Here is an 18718-nt window from a genome sequence, read left to right on the forward strand (position 1 = left end):
CTTATATTTTACATAAACCCTGCTGGCGACTTCAAACTCTACTGATATATTGGTAGAAGCAGACTGCTCATTTAGTTAAATCGTCTTATGCAGTCCATGTACAGCAAAAGCCCATTTTTCGGGAGGGGATTACAATGAAGGATGAAACCACTCATTTGCTCATGATCTCACTTGACGCAGTGAGTACAACTGATACCAACACGCTCATGAAGCTGCCCAACTTTTCGCAGCTCTCATCTCAAGGCACACTTGTTCGAAATGTGCAATCCGTTTTCATCTCGAATACGTATCCTTGCCATAGTTCCATTATCACAGGCGTCCATCCCGACAGACATGGCTTGGTTGAAAATATTATGAGCCAGCCGGGCAATGATGCACCTGATTGGCGACGGGAAGCTCATTTAGTAAAAGCCCCTAAGCTTTATGATAAAGCTGCCGAGATTGGATTGGACGTCTGTTCAATCTTCTATCCAGTGACTTGCGGAGCAAAAATAAAATGGAATTTCCCTGAAGTACCTGGAAAAATGGGAATCCTCGAACGTGCTTCTGCACTGCTGAAAGGCGGAAGCTCGTGGTTCATCCTCTCCTCACTATGGCGAAATAGAAACTATTTGAAGAAAATCTCCGAGCCTTGCCTTGATGAATTTACAACCCATATTGCTCTTGATGCATTGATACAGAAAAAGCCCGACCTCCTGCTCCTTCATCTTCTTGATGTGGATGATCACAAGCATCGATTCGGACCGAGAAGTCAAGAGGCTGCTAACGCACTCACTCGCCTTGATGATCGACTAGGGCAATTAATGGATGCTGCATTTCAAGCATGGGGAGAAGAACACACGGCCATTATCGTATTCAGTGATCACGGATGTCTCAACGTTCATACCTCGGTTGATCCTAATGACTGGCTTAGAGAAAATGGGCTGATTCACAGAACAGAGGACGGCATCGAACACTATGATGCCTTTTTCCACAACGGCGGCGGTACATCATTTCTGAAAATCTTGAATTCATCAGTAAAAGAAACGGTGCTTCAGCATTTTTCCGATTACCTGTCCCACTCTTCAGTAAAACGAAAGCTGTCAGATGAAGAAATGGATATCAGCGGTCTCGATCGAGAATTTCTCTGCGGCATAGAAGCCGCCGATGGATACAGTTTCGGTGAACCGGTAAAAGGATCACATGGCTACAGTCTGGCTCACGATGAATATCAGCCTTTCTATCTTGCAGTCGGACCAAGAATCGGTAAAAATAAGGTGACCGAAGGCGGATGTATTATCGACATATGCCCGTTAGCCGCTGATTTACTCGGAGTACCGCTATGGTCGATGGATGGAAAAAACAGATTGTCAGGGAGCGATCAATTTGCCGAAATTCACTAAAACAGAAAAAAGCTGGATTATGTATGACTGGGCGAATTCGGTATATGCGACCATCATTATGTCCGCGGTCTTTCCCATCTATTTCGCTTCCATCGCCAGGTCCAACGGTATTGCCGGTGACGTCTGGTGGGGCTATGCGACATCAGCTTCTTCTCTGCTCATCGCACTGACTGCTCCCTTTCTTGGTGCACTTGGCGACTTCAAAGGGATGAAAAAAAAGCTGTTTACTTGTTCGCTCCTCTTCGGCGCATTTTTCACCGCGTTCATGGCCTTCACGGATCAACCACTGCTTATGCTGCTCGGCTACAGCTTTTCGTTCATCGGTTTTGAAGGCACTTCGCTCTTTTATGACAGCTTTCTGACCGATGTGACCACTCGAGATCGGATGAATAAAGTGTCGGCGTATGGCTATGCCATGGGTTATTTAGGCGGAAGCACAATCCCTTTCCTCATCTCAATCGCACTGATCCTGTTCGGCAGTTCAATCGGCGTCGATGGAACGCTTGCAGTCAAACTGTCTGTTGTGCTGACTGTACTTTGGTGGCTCATATTCAGCTTGCCTATCCTGCGTCATGTCCATCAGACGCATTACATCAGCATGCCGAAATCAAAAATGTTCAGAAACACCTTTGTAAACATCAAGGAAACTGTTCTTGCAATTATTCACAATCGAAAGCTTTTATTTTTTATGATTGCCTACTTTTTCTATATCGACGGTGTGGGTACAGTGATTTCCATGTCCACTTCATATGGAAGCACGCTGGGCCTAAGCAGCAGTCTAATGATTCTGGCTCTGCTTCTGACACAGATTCTCGCCGTCCCTTTTTCCATTCTGTTCGGTCGGCTTTCCGAACACTTCGGCACGCATCGCATGCTTCAAGGAGGCGTGTTGATTTACATGCTGATCTGTCTGCTTGGTTTTTATCTTGGTTTTTCTTTAGAACCGCATCAAAAAGCATATGAGAATGAGTTTATTCATGTCGTTAATCAATCCAATGCTCAGCTGGATCAGCAAACCATTAATACTGTAGAAAAAAACGGTCGTTCCATTCTAGCGAGTTCCGACCGCACAGAAGCATTTAATAAACAAATGGACGAACTTTCACAATCCATGAACAGCACAGAAAAAGCGGAGCTTCAGAAAATGAAAACGGATGTCGACAGCTTTTTATCCGACACGAATCGATCAAGCGATTATACAAACGCGCTTCACTTCTCGACACTGCTGTTTTGGGTCGTTGCGATTCTTGTGAGTACAAGCCAAGGTGGCATTCAGGCGCTCAGCCGCTCCTTTTTCGCCAAGTTGATCCCGGCTAACCGCTCAAACGAGTTCTTCGGTTTTTATGATATTTTCGGCAAATTCGCTGCCGTAATCGGACCGGCACTTTATGCGTTCAGCGCCGCTCTTACCGGAAGGTCATCCTTCGGCATTCTTAGTCTGCTCATCATTTTTGCTGTCGGTTTTGGCTCACTGACGTTGAGCAAGGTTCACATGAGCACGCAGAAATCAGTAGAAACCGAAGAAGTTTAATTGACTTTTGTTTTAAATTCAGCTTACCAAGTAAAAGGAGCACATGCGATGTGCTCCTTTTGTGATCAGTGATGTAGCAGTTTTGAGGATCCGGGGTACGGTTTATCAAGCGGTAGCTTGATACCGGCCGCCGGCACTTCAAACGGTCGTTCGCCGGAAAGGCCGAAGTAAATGTCCAGCTTGCTGATATCCACTTCCTCCGGATTGTAAAAGTCATTATACTGCAAGGTATGCCTGACACTGTCTAAAATTGTGTACGTCAAGGTTCTCAGATCCGGAACGGCAAATTCAGCTTTCTGATCATACAGCGGCCATTTGAAAAATGAGGCTTGATCGCTGAAAACGACTGTCATTCCCAATCGTCCAACTGATACCGGTTCGGCAAGGGAGAGATCCCATCCGGTCAGACGTGCGATTTCCTGAATTTGTTTTTCAGGAGTCAGCGTACCTTGGACATGAACTGGAAATCGCTTAAACTGTCCATCCATACCAATAAACAAGGTCCCCGACTCAGTTCTTGGCGCTGTACCGTCATCGATCTTGCTCTCAGCAGCCGATGCGGAAAAGGGCAACAAAAGAAAGCACATGGCAATGACAACGGATTTCATCAATGATTCATCGCTCATTTCTGTAAAGATTAGAGTGAACAGCACATTAAGATCATGCGCTTTCATTGTAAGTAGTATCCCTATTTGTCACGGCATCATGCGCCAGTATAAACGAATTCAGTTATTTTTTACTTTCTCTTCCTTTAGCCTCATTGTACCAATAGACTGCAGCCGCCGTAGAAAATAATAACGCGAGTAATCCCAAGGCAATACCCAAGTGCATCACTCCATTTTTGTAAGCGCTATAATATATTTAGTCTATACCCTCACAATGCTTACGTCAAAGTTGAAGACACCTATTTAAAAAAAATACTGCGCCTATTTTCATTTGCTGACTTGCTTTTTAAATGAATGAGCATTTCTTCAACAGCGCTCAGCAATGCGACCAACCCGACAATCCATAAAAATTCCACGCTCTTGAACGTAATATATACAACGGGAGCCATGAAAATAAGCAGACCCGCCAGCTTATTTCCCCATGTATGCACGCTGACAAACGCATGGTATTTATATGCCGCAATGAGTAGGCTTATTATTCTGACAGAGGCGATCAAGACAATGAATAGAGCAAATGGTACAAGAAGATTCCCGGCCCAATAAAAGAATAAAACACATAGAACGCCATACATCATGACATCCGCAAATGAATCCAGACGTGTACCAAACCTGCTCTGACTGTTAGTTTTCCGTGCAATGACGCCGTCAAGGATATCGGTCAGGCCTGTCAATACGTACAGCACGACAAATATCCAGCTGTTTTTATATGTAAAAAGAAGCAAGATTACAAAAATGATCCGGCTTATGCTCAAAATATTCGGTAAGTAGTTCAAAAGGTTCCTCCGGTTGACAGCACATTTCTGAATATCGGACTATAGCTTTTTCTTATAACCCTTGTGATCTTTTAAAAATCCATAGGATTCATAAAACCCGCAGGCATCCGTTCTGTTTCTTTCAGTCACAAGAATCATCTGCGAACACTGTCTTTCCCGTGCCCGTTTTTCCAATTCATTGAGAAGAGCCTTGCCTACACCCATTCGTCGAGCACCACGATCAACAATCATGTTCTCAATGACCAAGAAAGGCAGACAGTCTCCGTATAGCTCGTCACACACCACACCCATAACAGAACCGACCAATCGATCCTCTGAAACAGCACTTAATAATATGTGTGTCTTACGCTGATTTATTTTTCTAAATTGTGCCTTCATTTGATCGATATTGGAATCTTCATTCCAAAACTGGCGATACAAGATTGCGAGTTGTGGCAGGTCCTCAAGCTCCATTTGTCTTATATTCATCGACTCACCTCAGAACATAGGTTCACAGTTTAACAACACCAGATTCCAAAATAGCAAAACCGGGTTCATCGCAACGAATCTCAGCGAGTGCTCCGTATGGCAGGAGACATTTTGGTTCGTTGTGACCGAAACTGCCGTTATATAAAACCGGCAGTTCTTCTTTGCTAAATTCCGCCAGAATTCTTTTAATAATTTCCTTATATTCTTCGTAAAACGTTCCTCTGAACGGTTTGCCGAAAACCAGGCCATTAATTCGATCAAAAATGCCCATCATGCCATAGCTTCTCAAACTGTCTTCAAGCAGCCAAACCGGAGGCATTTCCTCAGATGTTTCAAGAAAAAGTATGGCATCATCGAAGTCGTTTAATTCCGGGAAAAGTGAGGTACCTTTGATCATGTCAATGACTTCCAGACAACCTCCGATCAGGCGCCCGGTTATTATTCCCGTTCCCTGTATGAGTTCGTAATCCGTATTTTTCTCGAATTTTCTTAGTACATTTTTATTTCCGATCACCCATTCAAGGCGCTGCGCTGTATATTCCTTAGAAACCGGAATCTCACCAATTGGCGCACTACTGAAGAGCACTTTATTCGCCCACTCCAAAGTATAGTCGGACATTTTGACGTTCTCAGCAAAATCATTCAGCAGCGACAAGCCGTAAAAACTTGAGATCCCCGCTTTAAGACAGAGAAAGTGAGTAACTGTACTGTCCGAATAGCCGGTCACGATTTTCGGATTGTTGCGGATCACATCAAAATCAATATAAGGGAGCATGCGGATGCTGTCGCTGCCGCCAATGCAGGAAATAATAGCCTTAATCGATGAATCGGCAAAAGCCTGCATCAAATCCTCTGCCCGTTTTTCCGGATGTTTGTAAACATACTCCGTGCCTTTCAAAGTGTTTGGCATTTCAACTACTTTTAATCCGAAAACTTGTTCCAAGCGTTGCTTCCCTTGCAAGTAACGCCAGTTAATTGCTTCGTCCCCAGCTCCGCCCCACGACGAGCTGACCGTTGCCACCGTGTCACCAGGCTTAAGCATCGGTGGCTTGATTAAATTCAGCATATATGTGTTTTCCTTTCGACAATGCACAGGTTCTCAAGAACACTGTTAATCATTTTCAATTACACGTGCAACATCATGGCCACATTCCGCACATTTTCCCTTTAAGATAATACCGAAACGATCCCTATTAATCGTATAACCTACAATTTCAACTGCTTTGCCGCAATTTGTGCAAAAGACATTTCGCTTCAATTGTTCTCGAGTTTGTTTAGGAATAGCTAACCATTTTTCATTTGCAGTAGTCATTCTCTCATTACCTTCGATTCAAGTTTTTTTCACATCTTGACCATACCATCAATTGAATGAAAACCTCTGCAATGATAAAAGCCTTCCATTTCGTCATTTCTGGATGTGAATACGATTGTATTCATTATACCTTTTATCCTTCAATCATTTCTCACATTCATTGAGCAATGGCTCTTTACTTTAAAAATATTGATACGACAATAAAACCTATTGTGATGACAAGGATAAGTAGTCCAATCCCCTTCCAGCCTAAGCTGCCCACTAAATCAACAAGACTGCCATTTTTTGCCCTATTAAACGCATCGTTCAAAGTTCCGGTTGGATTTCTTTTTAATTCTTCTTGTCTCAGTCTTTCTCTTCTTTTTTCAGGTGTTTCTTTGTCATCACTCATGACCACACCCCCACTTTCTATGATTTTAACCACTGTCTCTTAGTTTCTTTAAAATATAGACGGATACTGCAAAAAACTGCTCTATCAATAAACTACAATCTCATTTAATTTAATGACTATTAACAGAAAATCCTTTTCGATCCTATAGCTGATAAATATAACGCATTTCAGTCATCTGCTTCCCGCTAATATCCGATTGTTCCTTCGTCCCATCAAACGTATAGCCGTATTTTTCGTAGAATTTTCTCGCCCGTCGGTTCTCTTCAAACACCCATAAAGAGATCGTATGATAGGCGTGCTTCTTCAAATGGTTTACGGCAAAATCCATAAGCTGTCTGCCACAACCCGTTCCCCATACATCAGCAATGCAATAAATTGCACTGATTTCCGCAGTATCTTCAGACGCATCTTTGTCCCTTGAATGGCCAATCGACATCATTCCTACAGGCTTTCCTTTTAAATAGGCACCATAAAATTCATGTTGACTGATGGAAATCGCTTTTCTAAAAAAAGTCGCTCGCGATTCTGACGTCAACTGATCTAGAAACGTTTGCGGGACAATACCTCGATATGCCTGTTTCCATGATGTCGCATGCACGAACCCGAGGTCCTCAGCATTTGCCAAAACCGCTTTCATAATTTCAAGCATGTCAACGCATCCTTTCGTTACATATAGCCTATATACTTCATAAAAAAAACACGTTCAGTTTTTTCTTCCGGTCAGTGCCACAACATTTATCGTTGCAATATCCCACATTTTTTCCCCATTTTCATAGCAATGGATACGTTCATCAAACCGGTGATTGATTAACTCGTTCAAACGGCTTCGTTCTTGCTTGGTTAATGCAGCAGGATTCAAATTAAGCGCCTTGCTCATGCTATTTAACATGAACAAACGATTCACATTGATGCACTCAATTGCGCGTTCAACCGGCACATCAGCACTATCTGGTGCATAGCTCACCAGTGACATCACGTTGACATTAATGTCTCGAAATCCGTTTTTCTCCATTATTGGTGCATACTCTGACACTGATAGCGGATACTTCCGAATCTGAATTGGTGCCTCGGGCGCGGCCTGGAATGCCTTCTCAAATAGTTTTTGTTCTTCTCCGGCGGTCGGTTGCCAATTTTCACCACTCAGATTCAGCCCTGGCAATACTGTAAGCACGGCTATTGTTCCCCCAGGTTTTAAGACACGGTATTGTTCATGTAAAAAAGCGTTAGGTTCAATATGTTCCATGACCGTGAATGAATAGCACAAATCAAAGGTTTGATCAGTGAAAGGCATAGCAGTAGCATCGCCATTAGCAAACATGCAATCCAGTCCAAGTTCATGAGATTTTGCTTTCGCAAAAGCAATATGCCCCGAGTCAAAATCAAGTCCGGTGACTGTCGTGTGCGGTAAATAGGTTTTGACTCGATGAGCGAACAAACCGCTGCCGCACCCGACTTCAAGTACGGACATACCGTCTTGAATCCGCAACAAGTCCAACCATTTTGTTTTGTTCCCATCATGAAAACGCAATGCTCTGGATCGGTAAAGTTCTTCTGAAGTTTGTACATAATCGGACCAATTGCTATACACAATGCCATCTCCCTAACCACTTTTATTTGAAGCACAACTTCCTCATTCATGGTACTCTATCTTCATAAGGAAACGGGGTGCGGACAATACTTATAAAAGAGTTTTGCGCAGAAAACTTCACACAAATTCCTGCGGCCATTGATCATGGTGCCGATCGCATTGAACTTTGTGACAATCTGGCTGTTGGCGGCACCACCGTCAGTTATGGCGTGATGGCGCATTCCGTTCAGTACTGTCATTCCCGCAACGTGCCGGTCATGGTGATGATCCGACCGCGCGGCGGAAATTTTGTCTATAAAGACTTCGAAATTCAAATGATGCGCGCAGACATCAAGCAAGCACGTCTGCTAAAAGCCGATGGTATTGTCGTCGGATGCCTGACCGAACAAAATCAGCTCAATACTGCCGCAACGGCTAAATTAATTGAAGCAGCTACCGATCTGGAAATCACCTTTCATATGGCCTTTGATCAGCTATCCCCGGAGAATCAGCTTTCTGCCATTGACTGGCTGGCAGAGCATCATGTAAAACGGATCCTGACCCATGGAGGATCGATGAACGAGCCGATAGAGCGCCATTTTGGCTATTTACAGCGGCTCATTCAATATGCGGCGGGCCAATTAATCCTTTTGCCGGGCGGAGGCATTTCCTCACAGAATGCGGCTTCCGTTTCAAAAAACTTAAACGTCCAAGAAGTACATGGAACGAGAATTGTCCCCATTGCCGACTAAGCCTTATTTAAGTATCTTTTTATACACGTTCAAGAAATTGCCGCCGATAATCAAGCCGATTTCTTCATCGCTGTAACCACGGCGAATCAATTCTTCCGTGAAAAGCGGCAGTTCCCTATGACTGGAGATCACGTCATACGAATCCCTCGTGTGTCCCGCAGGCTTAAGGGGAATCTCGCTCAGAAAGTTGCAAATATCCAGACCGATCCCGACATGCTCGATCCCTGCAAGATTTACCATGTAGTCGAGATGATCAATCAAATGACTGACATCGCCGTCCTCATAACTATCGGATACAAATGCGTTAAATCCGTTCATGCCGATCACTCCGCCCCTAGCAGCCAGCTCGCATAGTTGTTCATCGGTTAAGTTGCGCATCGACGAGGCAATGGAACGCGCATTGGAATGTGAGGCAATAATGGGGCCATTCGTCCGCTCGAGTACATCGGCCAAGCCAACATCGTTCAAATGACTGACGTCAATGATCATATTCAGCTTCTCCGCTTCTTTAACCAGCTGAACACCGAACTCTGTCAAACCGCCTTGATGTCCCTCATCTACAGTGTGGAAATGACTTCCGTCAGCCGCAAAATTACGTCTGCTCCAAGTCAACCCGACAAAACGGACGCCCAGTTTATAAAAAATCTGTAAGAGTCCGAGATCATTCGTTAATGGATCCACACCTTCGAGAGAAAGCAAAATTGCGAGTTTATGATGCGCATGGGCATCAATAATTTCGTCATAGGTTGTACAGAGCTGGAGCTTATCCGGGGATTCTTCAATTTCCGAATATAGCGCGCTCACTTGATCGAGCGCCATTTTCAGCCCCATCTCCGGCAGATACTCACTTTCAATGAACAGTGAGCAGACCAGTGCACTGACCCCGCCTGCGCGAAGAATCGGCAGAAACTCTGTTTCGATTACTTTTCGATAGCCGAGTTTCCGACGCAGATCTACTTCCATTAAGAGATCAAAATGCGCATCAAGCGCAATATACTGCTCATGCAGTCGTTTCGCGTGTTCCTGTATCGATTCCGCCAACGTAAGTCCCTCCCTGTAAGCAACTCAAGATAATTGATGAGGATCATGAGAAGATAAAATAACGTAATCGAAAAAATTATTTTTATTTCAATTCATCATCCAGCGGAACAACAAATTCATCCAGTGTTTTTCTCCATTGACGTTTCATCTCTGGACCATATTTCAGTGGTTTGGCATCTGAATGAACAACTTTGTATTGATCAAATCGTTTACTGTCAATGATACTTCCGATATTCGGTATGGGGTCTGCCCCCACTACATATTGAATTGCTGATGAATAGAGCTCATTTTTATCCACAAACCAGGTATTCGCAAACACCTCGATCACATGATTACGAGCTTGTGTGAAATACCGACGCTTCACAACAAGAACATCTTCACCCGGATCAATCTCCTTGTTATCAATCGCATTCAATATTTTCCGATAGATTTGTTTGACATTTTCCGCTTTATTCAATTTTTGAAGTGCCTTTTCAATTTCATCACGGATATCTTGATTATGTGCAGTATAAGTGTCTAATAGTCGATCAATATACGCAGAATCAATATCGTACGCCTTTTTCGCATTTTCTCCAAAGAATTCAATTTCTGATAAGTCCGGTCCTATACCAACCGGACCAATTGGCAATGATCCTTTCACCGTATTATAGACACCCCTATATTCGTCTAATGTTTGGACTTGTTCTTGAAGTACTTTTGATTTTTCCATTTCATCATTATAGTCATCATAGGTGACAAGCGCTTCATAAGAATGATTCAGTTCCTGGAATGCTTTCACAAAATCAATTCGCATATTAACTGGCGAATGCTCGTCAATATCTGCTAAGTTAGGTATTGATGTTAATACTTTATGTGCTTTGATGAATCGCTTCTTCGATTCGTCATAGGTTGGATACACGAGGTTAGTTTCTTTTTGTTCCGATGAGTATAGCTTTATCGCTTCTGCCACATTCTTCTCCATTGTATAAGGCTTACGGAAGGTGACAATCAATCCCTTGCTCTTTCCCGGATAGGTTCGGTTGGTACGAGAGAACGCTTGGATCAGGTTTGCATAACTTAGGTTGCGATCCACAAACAGCGTTTGGATTGTCGGTGCATCAAAGCCAGTCAGTAAGCGGTCCACAACAATCACAAGATCAATTTGTTTCCCAAATTCTTTAAACTCTGCCTTCTTACGAGCCAGTCGATTATTGATGTCGCCATTGTAACGTTCAAGATCCTCTATAGACCAAGCAGTATGGTAATACGTATTATATTGTTTGATGATTTTTTCCATTTCATCTTGAATTTGTTTCGCATGATCTTCATTTTCTTGAACCGAATATGTAATCGCGATTCGTGGAAAGTCAGGATCTTCAATGATACGTCCTGTTCGCATGGGATGATCGGAAAATTCTTTAGTTAACCACTCTGGATCTTTAGTTAGTTCCTTGATCGCATAATAATAACGTTTTGCCATATCAATCGAGCTGGTCGTCAAAATAGCAGATTTTTGCGGGTGACCATTTTGAAAATCAAATTTGATATAGGCATTATCCGGGCGGAAAATCTTATGCAACACCTTTTGAATATGTTCGTCACGTTCAAAAACAGTAGGTTCCAGGTACTGTTCTTTTTTGATCCCATCCTTTTGATCAATCAGATCATTAATTCCATCCACACTATAGCTCGCGTACTTTTCGTTTACTTTCAATTGTTTATAAATGTAATTATTCAAAGAATTAGAGTCAATCGTATCTTCATGTTCGACCTGAAAACCTAAGACAGCGCCATCATCTAAGGCATTTTTAATTGTATAGGTATGGAGCACTTCGCCGTATTGATCACAGGTTGTTCGAGCCAATTGACCTTGAGCTTGTTTTTTGTTTTCATCAAATATGGGCGTGCCTGTAAAGCCAAACCAGGTTGAATTGGGAAAAAATTTTTTAATGGCTTCCATACCTTCCGCACTTAACGCTCGATGGCATTCATCAACAACAAAGACAATATGTCGGCCAAGTAATTTCTTAAATCGTTGTGTTCCATTTCGCTCTTCTTGTCTTTGCGCATAGCGCAACGCGGCTTCTAGTTTTTGACGTGTGGTAATGATCACCGTATTGGAATTCGCATCAGTTAAGAGCGTTGCACTTAACTCCTTCGCACTACCTGTACCTACAATCAGGCTATTCGACTTTGCACTGCCTGAAGAAATACCCGTATTGAATTCTGAAGCAAATTTTGTGAATTCCGTGGTGGTTTGATTGTCCAAGTCTTTTCGGTCAATCAACATAATCGTGCGATCAACGCCTGGTTTACGTGCTAATAACTTCGTTGAAACAAAGCTCGTTAATGTCTTCCCTGATCCTGTCGCATGCCAAACGTAACCTGACTCATGTTTCATCGCAGAGGTAAACAAAGCTTCAATCGCATGGATTTGATATGGATGTAAAACCATTAATGCTTTGTTGTCTTGGTCTTCGCTGACAATCATATAATTAGCAATCAACCGATGAGCATCCGGAATATTCAGAACTTGTTTAACAAATTCATAGAGATTTTCCACTTTACGATTATCTTTAGTTCGCCAACTAAAGACAAACTTTTTGAACATATTCCTTGGCATTGTATTGGCAAAATAACGCGTTGTTTGTTCATTTGAAATGACGAACAGTTGCAAAGTTGAAAATATATTATTCCGAAACATTCCTTCTTCAGCGTATTTTTTTATCTGATTGAATGCCTGAAATACCCCGTCTTTTGCACTAACCTGTTTCAATTCAATTTGAACAATCGGCAGCCCATTAATTAATAGGGTTACATCAAAACGTCGATTACGACCTTCCGTCTCGATCTTTTGTTTCGCAATTTGATGAACCACTTCATAGGTAGAGATTCCTCCACCAATGTCTTGATTGGAATACAAAATTAGAGATAGCGAACCAAGAGAAACATCTTCTCGTTCTATGCGAATTCGAGCAATCCCATTTTCCCCTTTAAGCCATTTTGCAGCATCAAAAGGAGTCTGCGTATGTACTAACAATTCGGTCTTTATGCGATCAAATTCTTTATCGGTAATTTGGTAATCGCCAAGTTCCGATAAATTATTTTGAGTAATTTTTTTGCGTAAATTCTGCCATAAGTCGTCTTCTGACTTTATATCCGGACGATAATTCCATTGGTTATGACCTTCACCGAGCACTTCAATCAGTCGACATTCTACTTCTGCTTCATCATGGAGTGGATTTTTCATTATTATTGCTTCCCCACCTTCGTAACAGCCTGCATTTTTCCCTAGATAAATTCTCCTAAATTATATCATGACAGTGCTATCAATTGTGTCATAAAGCGAGTGTTGAGACCTGGGAACAGGTGATTAATGAATGATGCAGTTAGCCGGGTACTCGTTCAATGGTGCAACTATTTGTTCCAGATCAATTAACAAACATTGTATTATATCTGCCTTTTCACTTATCATTTTTGCCCTCCCTTAACTTATCTGTTTTATAAACGATATACCCTTCGTAATAATAACTGGCGTCAATGCCTTTCATATACACGTCACGGTCATTCACCTTGCTCGTCAAAGCCTCTTTTAACAAATGTTTGATTTCAATATCCTTAATCGGACTGCGTTCCATTGCCAACAAGTAGTCATCCTTATCAACCTGACTCCAGTCCACAACCTGTTTCAACTCTTTTTTTAGTATCAAATCAAGCCAGATGCGCGTGCTTCGCCCGTTTCCTTCACGAAATGGGTGAGCAATATTCATCTCCACATACTTTTCAATAATTTCATCAAAAGTAAACTGCGGCATCTCATCAATATGCTTTAGTGCAGCATCTAAATACATTACAGATGCAAAGCGGAAATTTCCCTTGGCGATATTGACATCACGAACCTTGCCCGCAAAATGATAAATCTCATCAAAAAGATAGGCGTGAATTTTTGCCAACGTTGCAAAAGTTCCTGGAGTCAAACGATTTAAAACACCTGTTTCAAATAACGCAATCGCCTTTGTTTTACTGATTTTTTCTTCCGCTCGCGCAAGCTCCACTGAATTAGTAATCCCTAATTTATTTTGCAGCATCTTACTCACCCTCGTATATTATCTTTGAGTCTAAGAAATTTTTTAATTCAGTATCTTCCTCTTATTATGACCTTCATTCAATATGACAATCATCCAACGCTCTACTTCTGCTTCATCATACAGTGGATTTTTCATTATTACTTCCCCATCTTCGTTGCAACCTAAGTTTTTCGGATAAGCACTATTAAATTATATCATGACAGTGCTCCCAGTTGCGTTTTTAAGCTGATTCTAAAACATGGGAACAGCGTGAGTTGGGAGAATTAGTTACCCCAATATTGCGAGAAGTGCCAAAACCTGATAAATCATACGAAAGAATATCTGTTCGCTCGCATGCGAAAGGGACATTTCATCAAATCGTTGAAGATCCTAAAAAAGTAGCGATGGACAAGCTTTATGTTGTTAAAGAGAATGATCTGATTGTTAACATTACTTTTGCTTGGGAACATGCTATTGCTGTGGCTACAAAAGAAGATGATGGATTGTTGGTATCACACCGTTTTCCAACATTTTTAATTGATAAATCAGATGTTAATTTTATTCGTTTTTCAGTATCTCAAGAATCATTTAGACGAAAAATGGAATTAATTTCTCCCGGAGGTGCAGGAAGAAACAGGGTGCTCAATAAAAAGAATTTTATTAAGTTAGAAATGAATGTTCCTTTATCAATTGAAGAACAAACCAAGATCGGCGATTTCTTCAAACAACTTGATAGGACTATCGCTCTTCATCAGGAGAAGCGAGACAAGCTACGGCGCTTAAAAAAAGCTTTTCTGCAGCTAATATTCCCCAAAAGTGGTGAAACTGAGCCTCAGCTCAGATTCGCTAACTTTGTGTCTCCATGGGAACAGCGTAAGTTGGGGGATATCTCAGAAGTTCGAACCGGACCATTCGGAAGTACGTTGCATGCGGATGACTACGTAGAAAATGGTACTCCAATCATTACAACTGAACATTTTAAAAATGGGTTACTGCCAACAAACAAAGTGTCCATTCCGCAAGTTTCCAAGGAAGACGTAATACGTCTTCAAGGATACGTGCTCCACACTGGTGATATTGTTTTTTCACGAGTGGGATCAGTTGATATAAATGCAGTTGTGACTGAATATCATCATGGTTGGCTATTCTCCGGTCGGGTTTTGCGTGTGAGGACGAATTATGATTTAAGCAGTGAGTACATGCACTACGAGTTATCAACTGAAAGAGTTCGTAATGACGTAATTTCACGTGCTGTTGGACAGACAATGCCATCAATTAACACAGAAATTCTAAATGAAACGAAAGTGTGGCTACCATTAAATCATGAAGAACAAACAAAAATAGGTGTTTTTTTCAAGGATCTCGACCACACTATCGCTCTTCATCAAACTAAGCTTGAAAAGCTACAATCACTTAAAAAAGCTTACTTACAAAAAATGTTTATTTAAAAAGGCACATACAATGTACCTTTTTAAATGCTTACTTACATTAACAGAGATAAATGTCGCATGATTTTGTCATTATCTTGATTTTCTAATTCGTGAATAATGTGAAGATAAGTTTCTTGTGTGGTTGTCATGCTTGAATGACCTAATCTTGTTGCTACGCTCGCAATTGACACACCGGCAAAAAGCAGAAGTGATGCATGCGTATGCCGTAGTCCGTGAATGGTGATTATTGGTATATCGGCTTTCATACATAATGTTCTTAAGTGATTATTTACGGTAGAATTAAAAACTCTGCTCTTCACGAAAATCGGTTTATTTTTGTCCGCATTCTTTATTAGTTGAGAAAATTGCATTGCTGTTTGCCAATCAATTTGAACCTTACGCTTAGACGATTCGTTTTTAGTAGGTTGAAACTCTCCCATTGTTCCTTTATAGTTCCAAGTCTTGCTCACTATTATTTTTTGCTTTGAGAAATCAAAGTCATCCGGAGTAAGCGCTAATGCTTCTGAAAATCGTAGCCCTGTTTTTGTAACCAGGAGGATAAACCAATCCCAATTTATTTCTTCTGTGAGATTCAATTGCCTTAGTAGCGCCTGAACCTCAAACTGGTTTAGAAATTTTATTTTCTTTTCGCCAGGCTTCTTTCCTTTTATGATTATTTTTCTGGTTGGATTTTTCTCAATTAAGCCTTCATCCACGGCATCGAGAATTGCGCCTTTCAATTGATGATGAAAATCCATAGTTGTTTGCTTTTCGTGGGTCAATGCATAATCATTCAATAATTGCTGGTACTGTTTTCGATTTAGTTCACCAATTTTTAAATGGGGAGCTAATTCAACAATCCTTTGTTGACTCATGTAATATTTCTGGAGTGTAACAGATCGAATGGCACCAACTTTGTATAATTCAATCCATTCTTCGAAGTACTCATGAAACAATTGATCTGATTTTTTCTTTCTTGCCAAAATAAAACCTCCTAAATAATAGTCGATGAATGAATCATCACTTTAATTATTTAGAAGTTTTCTAATTCCCGCCAATAATTTTTTATATGAACATGAGTTGTAAATAGGCCTTTTTTAATTTTTTTAGTTTGTCAATTCTTTCATGATGAAGAGCAATGAGATGGTCGATATTTTGGAAAATTGTTCCAATTTTCTGTTGTTCTTCAATTGACGGAACCTTTAGCCCATATTCTTTCAATACTTTGATATACAAACGGACACGTGTTCCACCTTTCTTTTGCATTCTTGAGAAGTTCAAAAATAATGGTGCATTGTTAAGATGAGCAAGAATAAAACGTTGATCCGATAAGTCATTTGACTTGAACACTGGGTATTCTTGAGAGACCAATACATCAGTCCCTAAGTCATTTTGATTAAAGTGGAAAATCGAGTCGTCTGACATGTGCCGATATGTAATGTATTCTTTAGGTACAAGATGAAAATCGACTGATTCATCTATTCCTGTTCTGTCCCCTTTAAAATACTCATTCTGCAAAAATAACCCTTTTCGTGATGATGTAGCAACAGGAATGTCAGTCGTTCCTGGAACAACTTCAACGTGTTCTTCTATCAGTTCCCCCAACTTACGCTGCTCCCATGACGACACAAAACCAGTAAATCTTAGCCGAGGCTCTGTTTCACCATTTTGCGGGAACATGAGCTGCAGAAGGCCTTTTTTTATGCGCCTCAGCTTGTAAAGCTTTTCCAGATGAAGGGTGATAGTGTGGTCGAGGTTCTGAAAAAAAGTGCCAATGTCCTCTTGTTCTTTATGACTAGGAATTTTGATAGGCACATTTGCTACTTCGTTTTTATTAATCTTTTTCGGGAACGCAATGTGCAACGTTCGTCTCCAGATTTCTTTTTGCATTGATGGCGAATGAATACTCGCTTGCAAAAAATATGGGTTAAGTTGTTTCTGCTTTAGCAGTGCAAGGCTTACATAATAAGCAATTGGTCCATCTGTTTCAACAACATTTGCAGTTCCGATATCCCCAATACGAGTCATAAGCACGTCACCTTTTTCAGGTCTAAACTTAAATTCTTTTTCAAATGCTTCTTCGGAAATGTATTTTTCGGAATGTAATGTCTTGATATTTTCAACAGATAAAAACATAACTCCTTCCTCCTTATAATCAGGAGTTTGATGCGTTCCATCAAAAACATCGGTCACATTCCCCAGCTTACGCTGTTCCCAATCGTCAAAAAAGCCATCAAATCGTATCTGAGGTGTTACCCTCCTTTTCTCCATTATTGAAACACCGCCTTTGTTGCTGCGATGATATCTTTGGACTCGTCTGTTACTTTTAACTCGTCCAGTAGTTTCAAAAATTCTTTTTCAGACTGAGCAATTTCTTCATTTAAGGAGACTATTTCTTTACTCAACTCAATAATGTTAATAGGTTCCTCTTCTTCAAATGTATCGACATAACGAGGAATGTTCAAATTGAATTCATTCTCTTTAATTTCATCAAAGCTAGCAACATGGGCGTATTTCTCAATATCTTCACGTTTTTTATATGTATCAACAATCTTATTTATATTTTCTTTTGTAAGTTTGTTTTGGTTCTTGCCCTTCGTAAACTCCTTACTCGCATCGATAAATAAAACGTCTCGGCTTGTACGGTTTTTCTTTAAGATGATGACGGTTGTCGGAATGGACGTTCCGAAGAAAAGGTTTGCAGGCATACCAATAATAGTGTCAATACTGCCATCCTCTAATAATTTCTTTCGTATCACTCCTTCGGCAGCACCACGGAAGAGCACACCATGTGGCAAAACAATCGCCATCGTCCCGGAATCTTTTAAGTGATAATATCCATGCAATAAGAAGGCAAAATCCGCTTTTGATTTTGGCGCTAATCGTCCGTAACGGTTAAAACGAGAATCATCTAAGAATGTTGTATCCGCCGACCATTTAGCAGAATACGGCGGGTTCATTAAAACCGCGTCAAACGTATACGGTTCATCCGTTGGCCAATCTTTATTCAACGTATCGCCATTACGCAAGCGCATATCTTCTTTATCAACCCCATGCAGAATGAGGTTCATCTTAGCTAGATTATATGTAGTTGTATTAAGCTCCTGCCCATGATATTTCACACTGTCCGGATAGTTCAAATAATTCCGGACATTTAACATTAAGGAACCTGACCCCATGGTTGGATCGAATACACTAAACAAATTTTTAGATTCTTGTCCAATGGTCACGATCCGAGCCATCATATCCGATACTTCGTGCGGTGTGTAAAATTCCCCTGCCTTCTTCCCAGCTTCAGAAGCAAACTGAGAGATGAGGAACTCATAAGCATCACCTATGACGTCACCATTATGACCAATT

The 18718-nt window shown here is 41.1% G+C and carries 17 protein-coding genes and 1 pseudogene; 4 read left to right on the top strand and 14 right to left on the bottom strand.

Annotation, left to right across the window (positions count from 1 at the left end; all coding sequences use genetic code 11):
- Window positions 1-134: 134 nt before the first annotated feature.
- Both NOM01_RS14215 and NOM01_RS14220 read left to right on the top strand, forming a co-directional pair.
- Window positions 135-1382 carry an alkaline phosphatase family protein gene (locus tag NOM01_RS14215; RefSeq protein WP_255749162.1) on the top strand — a complete coding sequence of 416 codons (1248 nt, stop codon included), beginning with the start codon at window positions 135-137 and terminating at the stop codon, window positions 1380-1382.
- 58 nt (window positions 1383-1440) lie between these two features.
- Window positions 1441-2913, top strand: a complete 1473-nt coding sequence (locus tag NOM01_RS14220; protein WP_370646139.1) for an MFS transporter — start codon at window positions 1441-1443, stop codon at window positions 2911-2913.
- Window positions 2914-2978: 65 nt separating this feature from the next.
- On the opposite strand, the gene NOM01_RS14225 is transcribed toward NOM01_RS14220, so the two are convergent.
- The 8 genes from NOM01_RS14225 to NOM01_RS14260 all read right to left on the bottom strand — a co-directional run bounded on the left by NOM01_RS14225 (window position 2979) and on the right by NOM01_RS14260 (window position 8110).
- Entirely contained in the window at window positions 2979-3587 is a 609-nt protein-coding gene (locus NOM01_RS14225; RefSeq protein ID WP_255749164.1) for a hypothetical protein, read from the bottom strand.
- Window positions 3588-3817: 230 nt separating this feature from the next.
- Window positions 3818-4351 carry a CDP-alcohol phosphatidyltransferase family protein gene (locus tag NOM01_RS14230; RefSeq protein WP_255749165.1) on the bottom strand — a complete coding sequence of 178 codons (534 nt, stop codon included), beginning with the start codon at window positions 4349-4351 and terminating at the stop codon, window positions 3818-3820.
- Between the two features lie 39 nt (window positions 4352-4390).
- The gene (locus tag NOM01_RS14235) at window positions 4391-4819 is read right to left on the bottom strand and encodes a GNAT family N-acetyltransferase (protein ID WP_255749166.1); all 429 of its coding nucleotides are present in this window, start codon (window positions 4817-4819) and stop codon (window positions 4391-4393) included.
- A 22-nt stretch (window positions 4820-4841) separates the two neighbouring features.
- Window positions 4842-5885 carry a S66 family peptidase gene (locus NOM01_RS14240; protein ID WP_255749167.1) on the bottom strand — a complete coding sequence of 348 codons (1044 nt, stop codon included), beginning with the start codon at window positions 5883-5885 and terminating at the stop codon, window positions 4842-4844.
- A gap of 45 nt (window positions 5886-5930) precedes the next feature.
- The gene (locus NOM01_RS14245) at window positions 5931-6131 is read right to left on the bottom strand and encodes a hypothetical protein (RefSeq protein WP_255749168.1); all 201 of its coding nucleotides are present in this window, start codon (window positions 6129-6131) and stop codon (window positions 5931-5933) included.
- Window positions 6132-6306: 175 nt separating this feature from the next.
- Window positions 6307-6522, bottom strand: coding sequence for a DUF6366 family protein (locus NOM01_RS14250; protein ID WP_255749169.1), 216 nt, complete (start codon window positions 6520-6522; stop codon window positions 6307-6309).
- A gap of 142 nt (window positions 6523-6664) precedes the next feature.
- The gene (locus NOM01_RS14255) at window positions 6665-7171 is read right to left on the bottom strand and encodes a GNAT family N-acetyltransferase (RefSeq protein ID WP_255749170.1); all 507 of its coding nucleotides are present in this window, start codon (window positions 7169-7171) and stop codon (window positions 6665-6667) included.
- Window positions 7172-7225: 54 nt separating this feature from the next.
- Window positions 7226-8110: a class I SAM-dependent methyltransferase gene (locus NOM01_RS14260; protein ID WP_255749172.1), complete on the bottom strand. Its 885-nt coding sequence runs from the start codon at window positions 8108-8110 to the stop codon at window positions 7226-7228.
- Between the two features lie 86 nt (window positions 8111-8196).
- On the opposite strand from NOM01_RS14260, the gene NOM01_RS14265 reads away from it, so the two are divergent.
- Window positions 8197-8841, top strand: a complete 645-nt coding sequence (locus NOM01_RS14265) for a copper homeostasis protein CutC (protein ID WP_255749183.1) — start codon at window positions 8197-8199, stop codon at window positions 8839-8841.
- Between the two features lie 3 nt (window positions 8842-8844).
- Here NOM01_RS14265 and NOM01_RS14270 read toward each other — a convergent pair whose 3' ends face one another.
- From NOM01_RS14270 to fic, 3 genes are all read right to left on the bottom strand, one after another.
- Window positions 8845-9882 (bottom strand): dipeptidase, encoded by a 1038-nt coding sequence (locus NOM01_RS14270; RefSeq protein ID WP_255749173.1) that lies wholly within the window; start codon window positions 9880-9882, stop codon window positions 8845-8847.
- Between the two features lie 82 nt (window positions 9883-9964).
- Window positions 9965-13111, bottom strand: a complete 3147-nt coding sequence (locus tag NOM01_RS14275) for a type I restriction endonuclease subunit R (protein ID WP_304654912.1) — start codon at window positions 13109-13111, stop codon at window positions 9965-9967.
- 214 nt (window positions 13112-13325) lie between these two features.
- Window positions 13326-13949 (bottom strand): protein adenylyltransferase Fic, encoded by a 624-nt coding sequence (fic, locus tag NOM01_RS14280; protein WP_255749175.1) that lies wholly within the window; start codon window positions 13947-13949, stop codon window positions 13326-13328.
- Between the two features lie 245 nt (window positions 13950-14194).
- Here fic and NOM01_RS17285 point away from each other — a divergent pair.
- Window positions 14195-15376, top strand: a pseudogene (locus NOM01_RS17285) (restriction endonuclease subunit S); the annotation flags it as partial.
- Window positions 15377-15411: 35 nt separating this feature from the next.
- Here NOM01_RS17285 and NOM01_RS14295 read toward each other — a convergent pair.
- The 3 genes from NOM01_RS14295 to NOM01_RS14305 form a co-directional block, all read right to left on the bottom strand.
- On the bottom strand, window positions 15412-16341 hold the full coding sequence (locus NOM01_RS14295) for a site-specific integrase (protein WP_255749177.1): 930 nt from the start codon (window positions 16339-16341) through the stop codon (window positions 15412-15414).
- A gap of 82 nt (window positions 16342-16423) precedes the next feature.
- Window positions 16424-17629 (bottom strand): restriction endonuclease subunit S, encoded by a 1206-nt coding sequence (locus NOM01_RS14300; protein ID WP_255749178.1) that lies wholly within the window; start codon window positions 17627-17629, stop codon window positions 16424-16426.
- Window positions 17629-18718 (bottom strand): type I restriction-modification system subunit M (locus tag NOM01_RS14305; RefSeq protein WP_370646137.1); only part of this gene is annotated, 1090 nt, incomplete at its 5' end. The genes NOM01_RS14300 and NOM01_RS14305, both read right to left, overlap by 1 nt.

The organism is Sporolactobacillus sp. STSJ-5, from assembly GCF_024385605.1.
Lineage (GTDB): Bacteria > Bacillota > Bacilli > Bacillales > Sporolactobacillaceae > Sporolactobacillus.

What these genes read in the sequence shown, in the direction of transcription:
- NOM01_RS14245 (WP_255749168.1), bottom strand. Translation starts at nt 6,131, where the DNA reads ATGACTACTGCAAATGAAAAATGGTTAGCTATTCCTAAACAAACTCGA.
- NOM01_RS14250 (WP_255749169.1), bottom strand. Translation starts at nt 6,522, where the DNA reads ATGAGTGATGACAAAGAAACACCTGAAAAAAGAAGAGAAAGACTGAGA.
- fic (WP_255749175.1), bottom strand. Translation starts at nt 13,949, where the DNA reads ATGCTGCAAAATAAATTAGGGATTACTAATTCAGTGGAGCTTGCGCGA.
- NOM01_RS14235 (WP_255749166.1), bottom strand. Translation starts at nt 4,819, where the DNA reads ATGAATATAAGACAAATGGAGCTTGAGGACCTGCCACAACTCGCAATC.
- NOM01_RS14225 (WP_255749164.1), bottom strand. Translation starts at nt 3,587, where the DNA reads ATGAAAGCGCATGATCTTAATGTGCTGTTCACTCTAATCTTTACAGAA.
- NOM01_RS14275 (WP_304654912.1), bottom strand. Translation starts at nt 13,111, where the DNA reads ATGAAAAATCCACTCCATGATGAAGCAGAAGTAGAATGTCGACTGATT.
- NOM01_RS14220 (WP_370646139.1), top strand. Translation starts at nt 1,441, where the DNA reads ATGTCCGCGGTCTTTCCCATCTATTTCGCTTCCATCGCCAGGTCCAAC.
- NOM01_RS14255 (WP_255749170.1), bottom strand. Translation starts at nt 7,171, where the DNA reads ATGCTTGAAATTATGAAAGCGGTTTTGGCAAATGCTGAGGACCTCGGG.
- NOM01_RS14240 (WP_255749167.1), bottom strand. Translation starts at nt 5,885, where the DNA reads ATGCTGAATTTAATCAAGCCACCGATGCTTAAGCCTGGTGACACGGTG.
- NOM01_RS14215 (WP_255749162.1), top strand. Translation starts at nt 135, where the DNA reads ATGAAGGATGAAACCACTCATTTGCTCATGATCTCACTTGACGCAGTG.
- NOM01_RS14300 (WP_255749178.1), bottom strand. Translation starts at nt 17,629, where the DNA reads ATGGAGAAAAGGAGGGTAACACCTCAGATACGATTTGATGGCTTTTTT.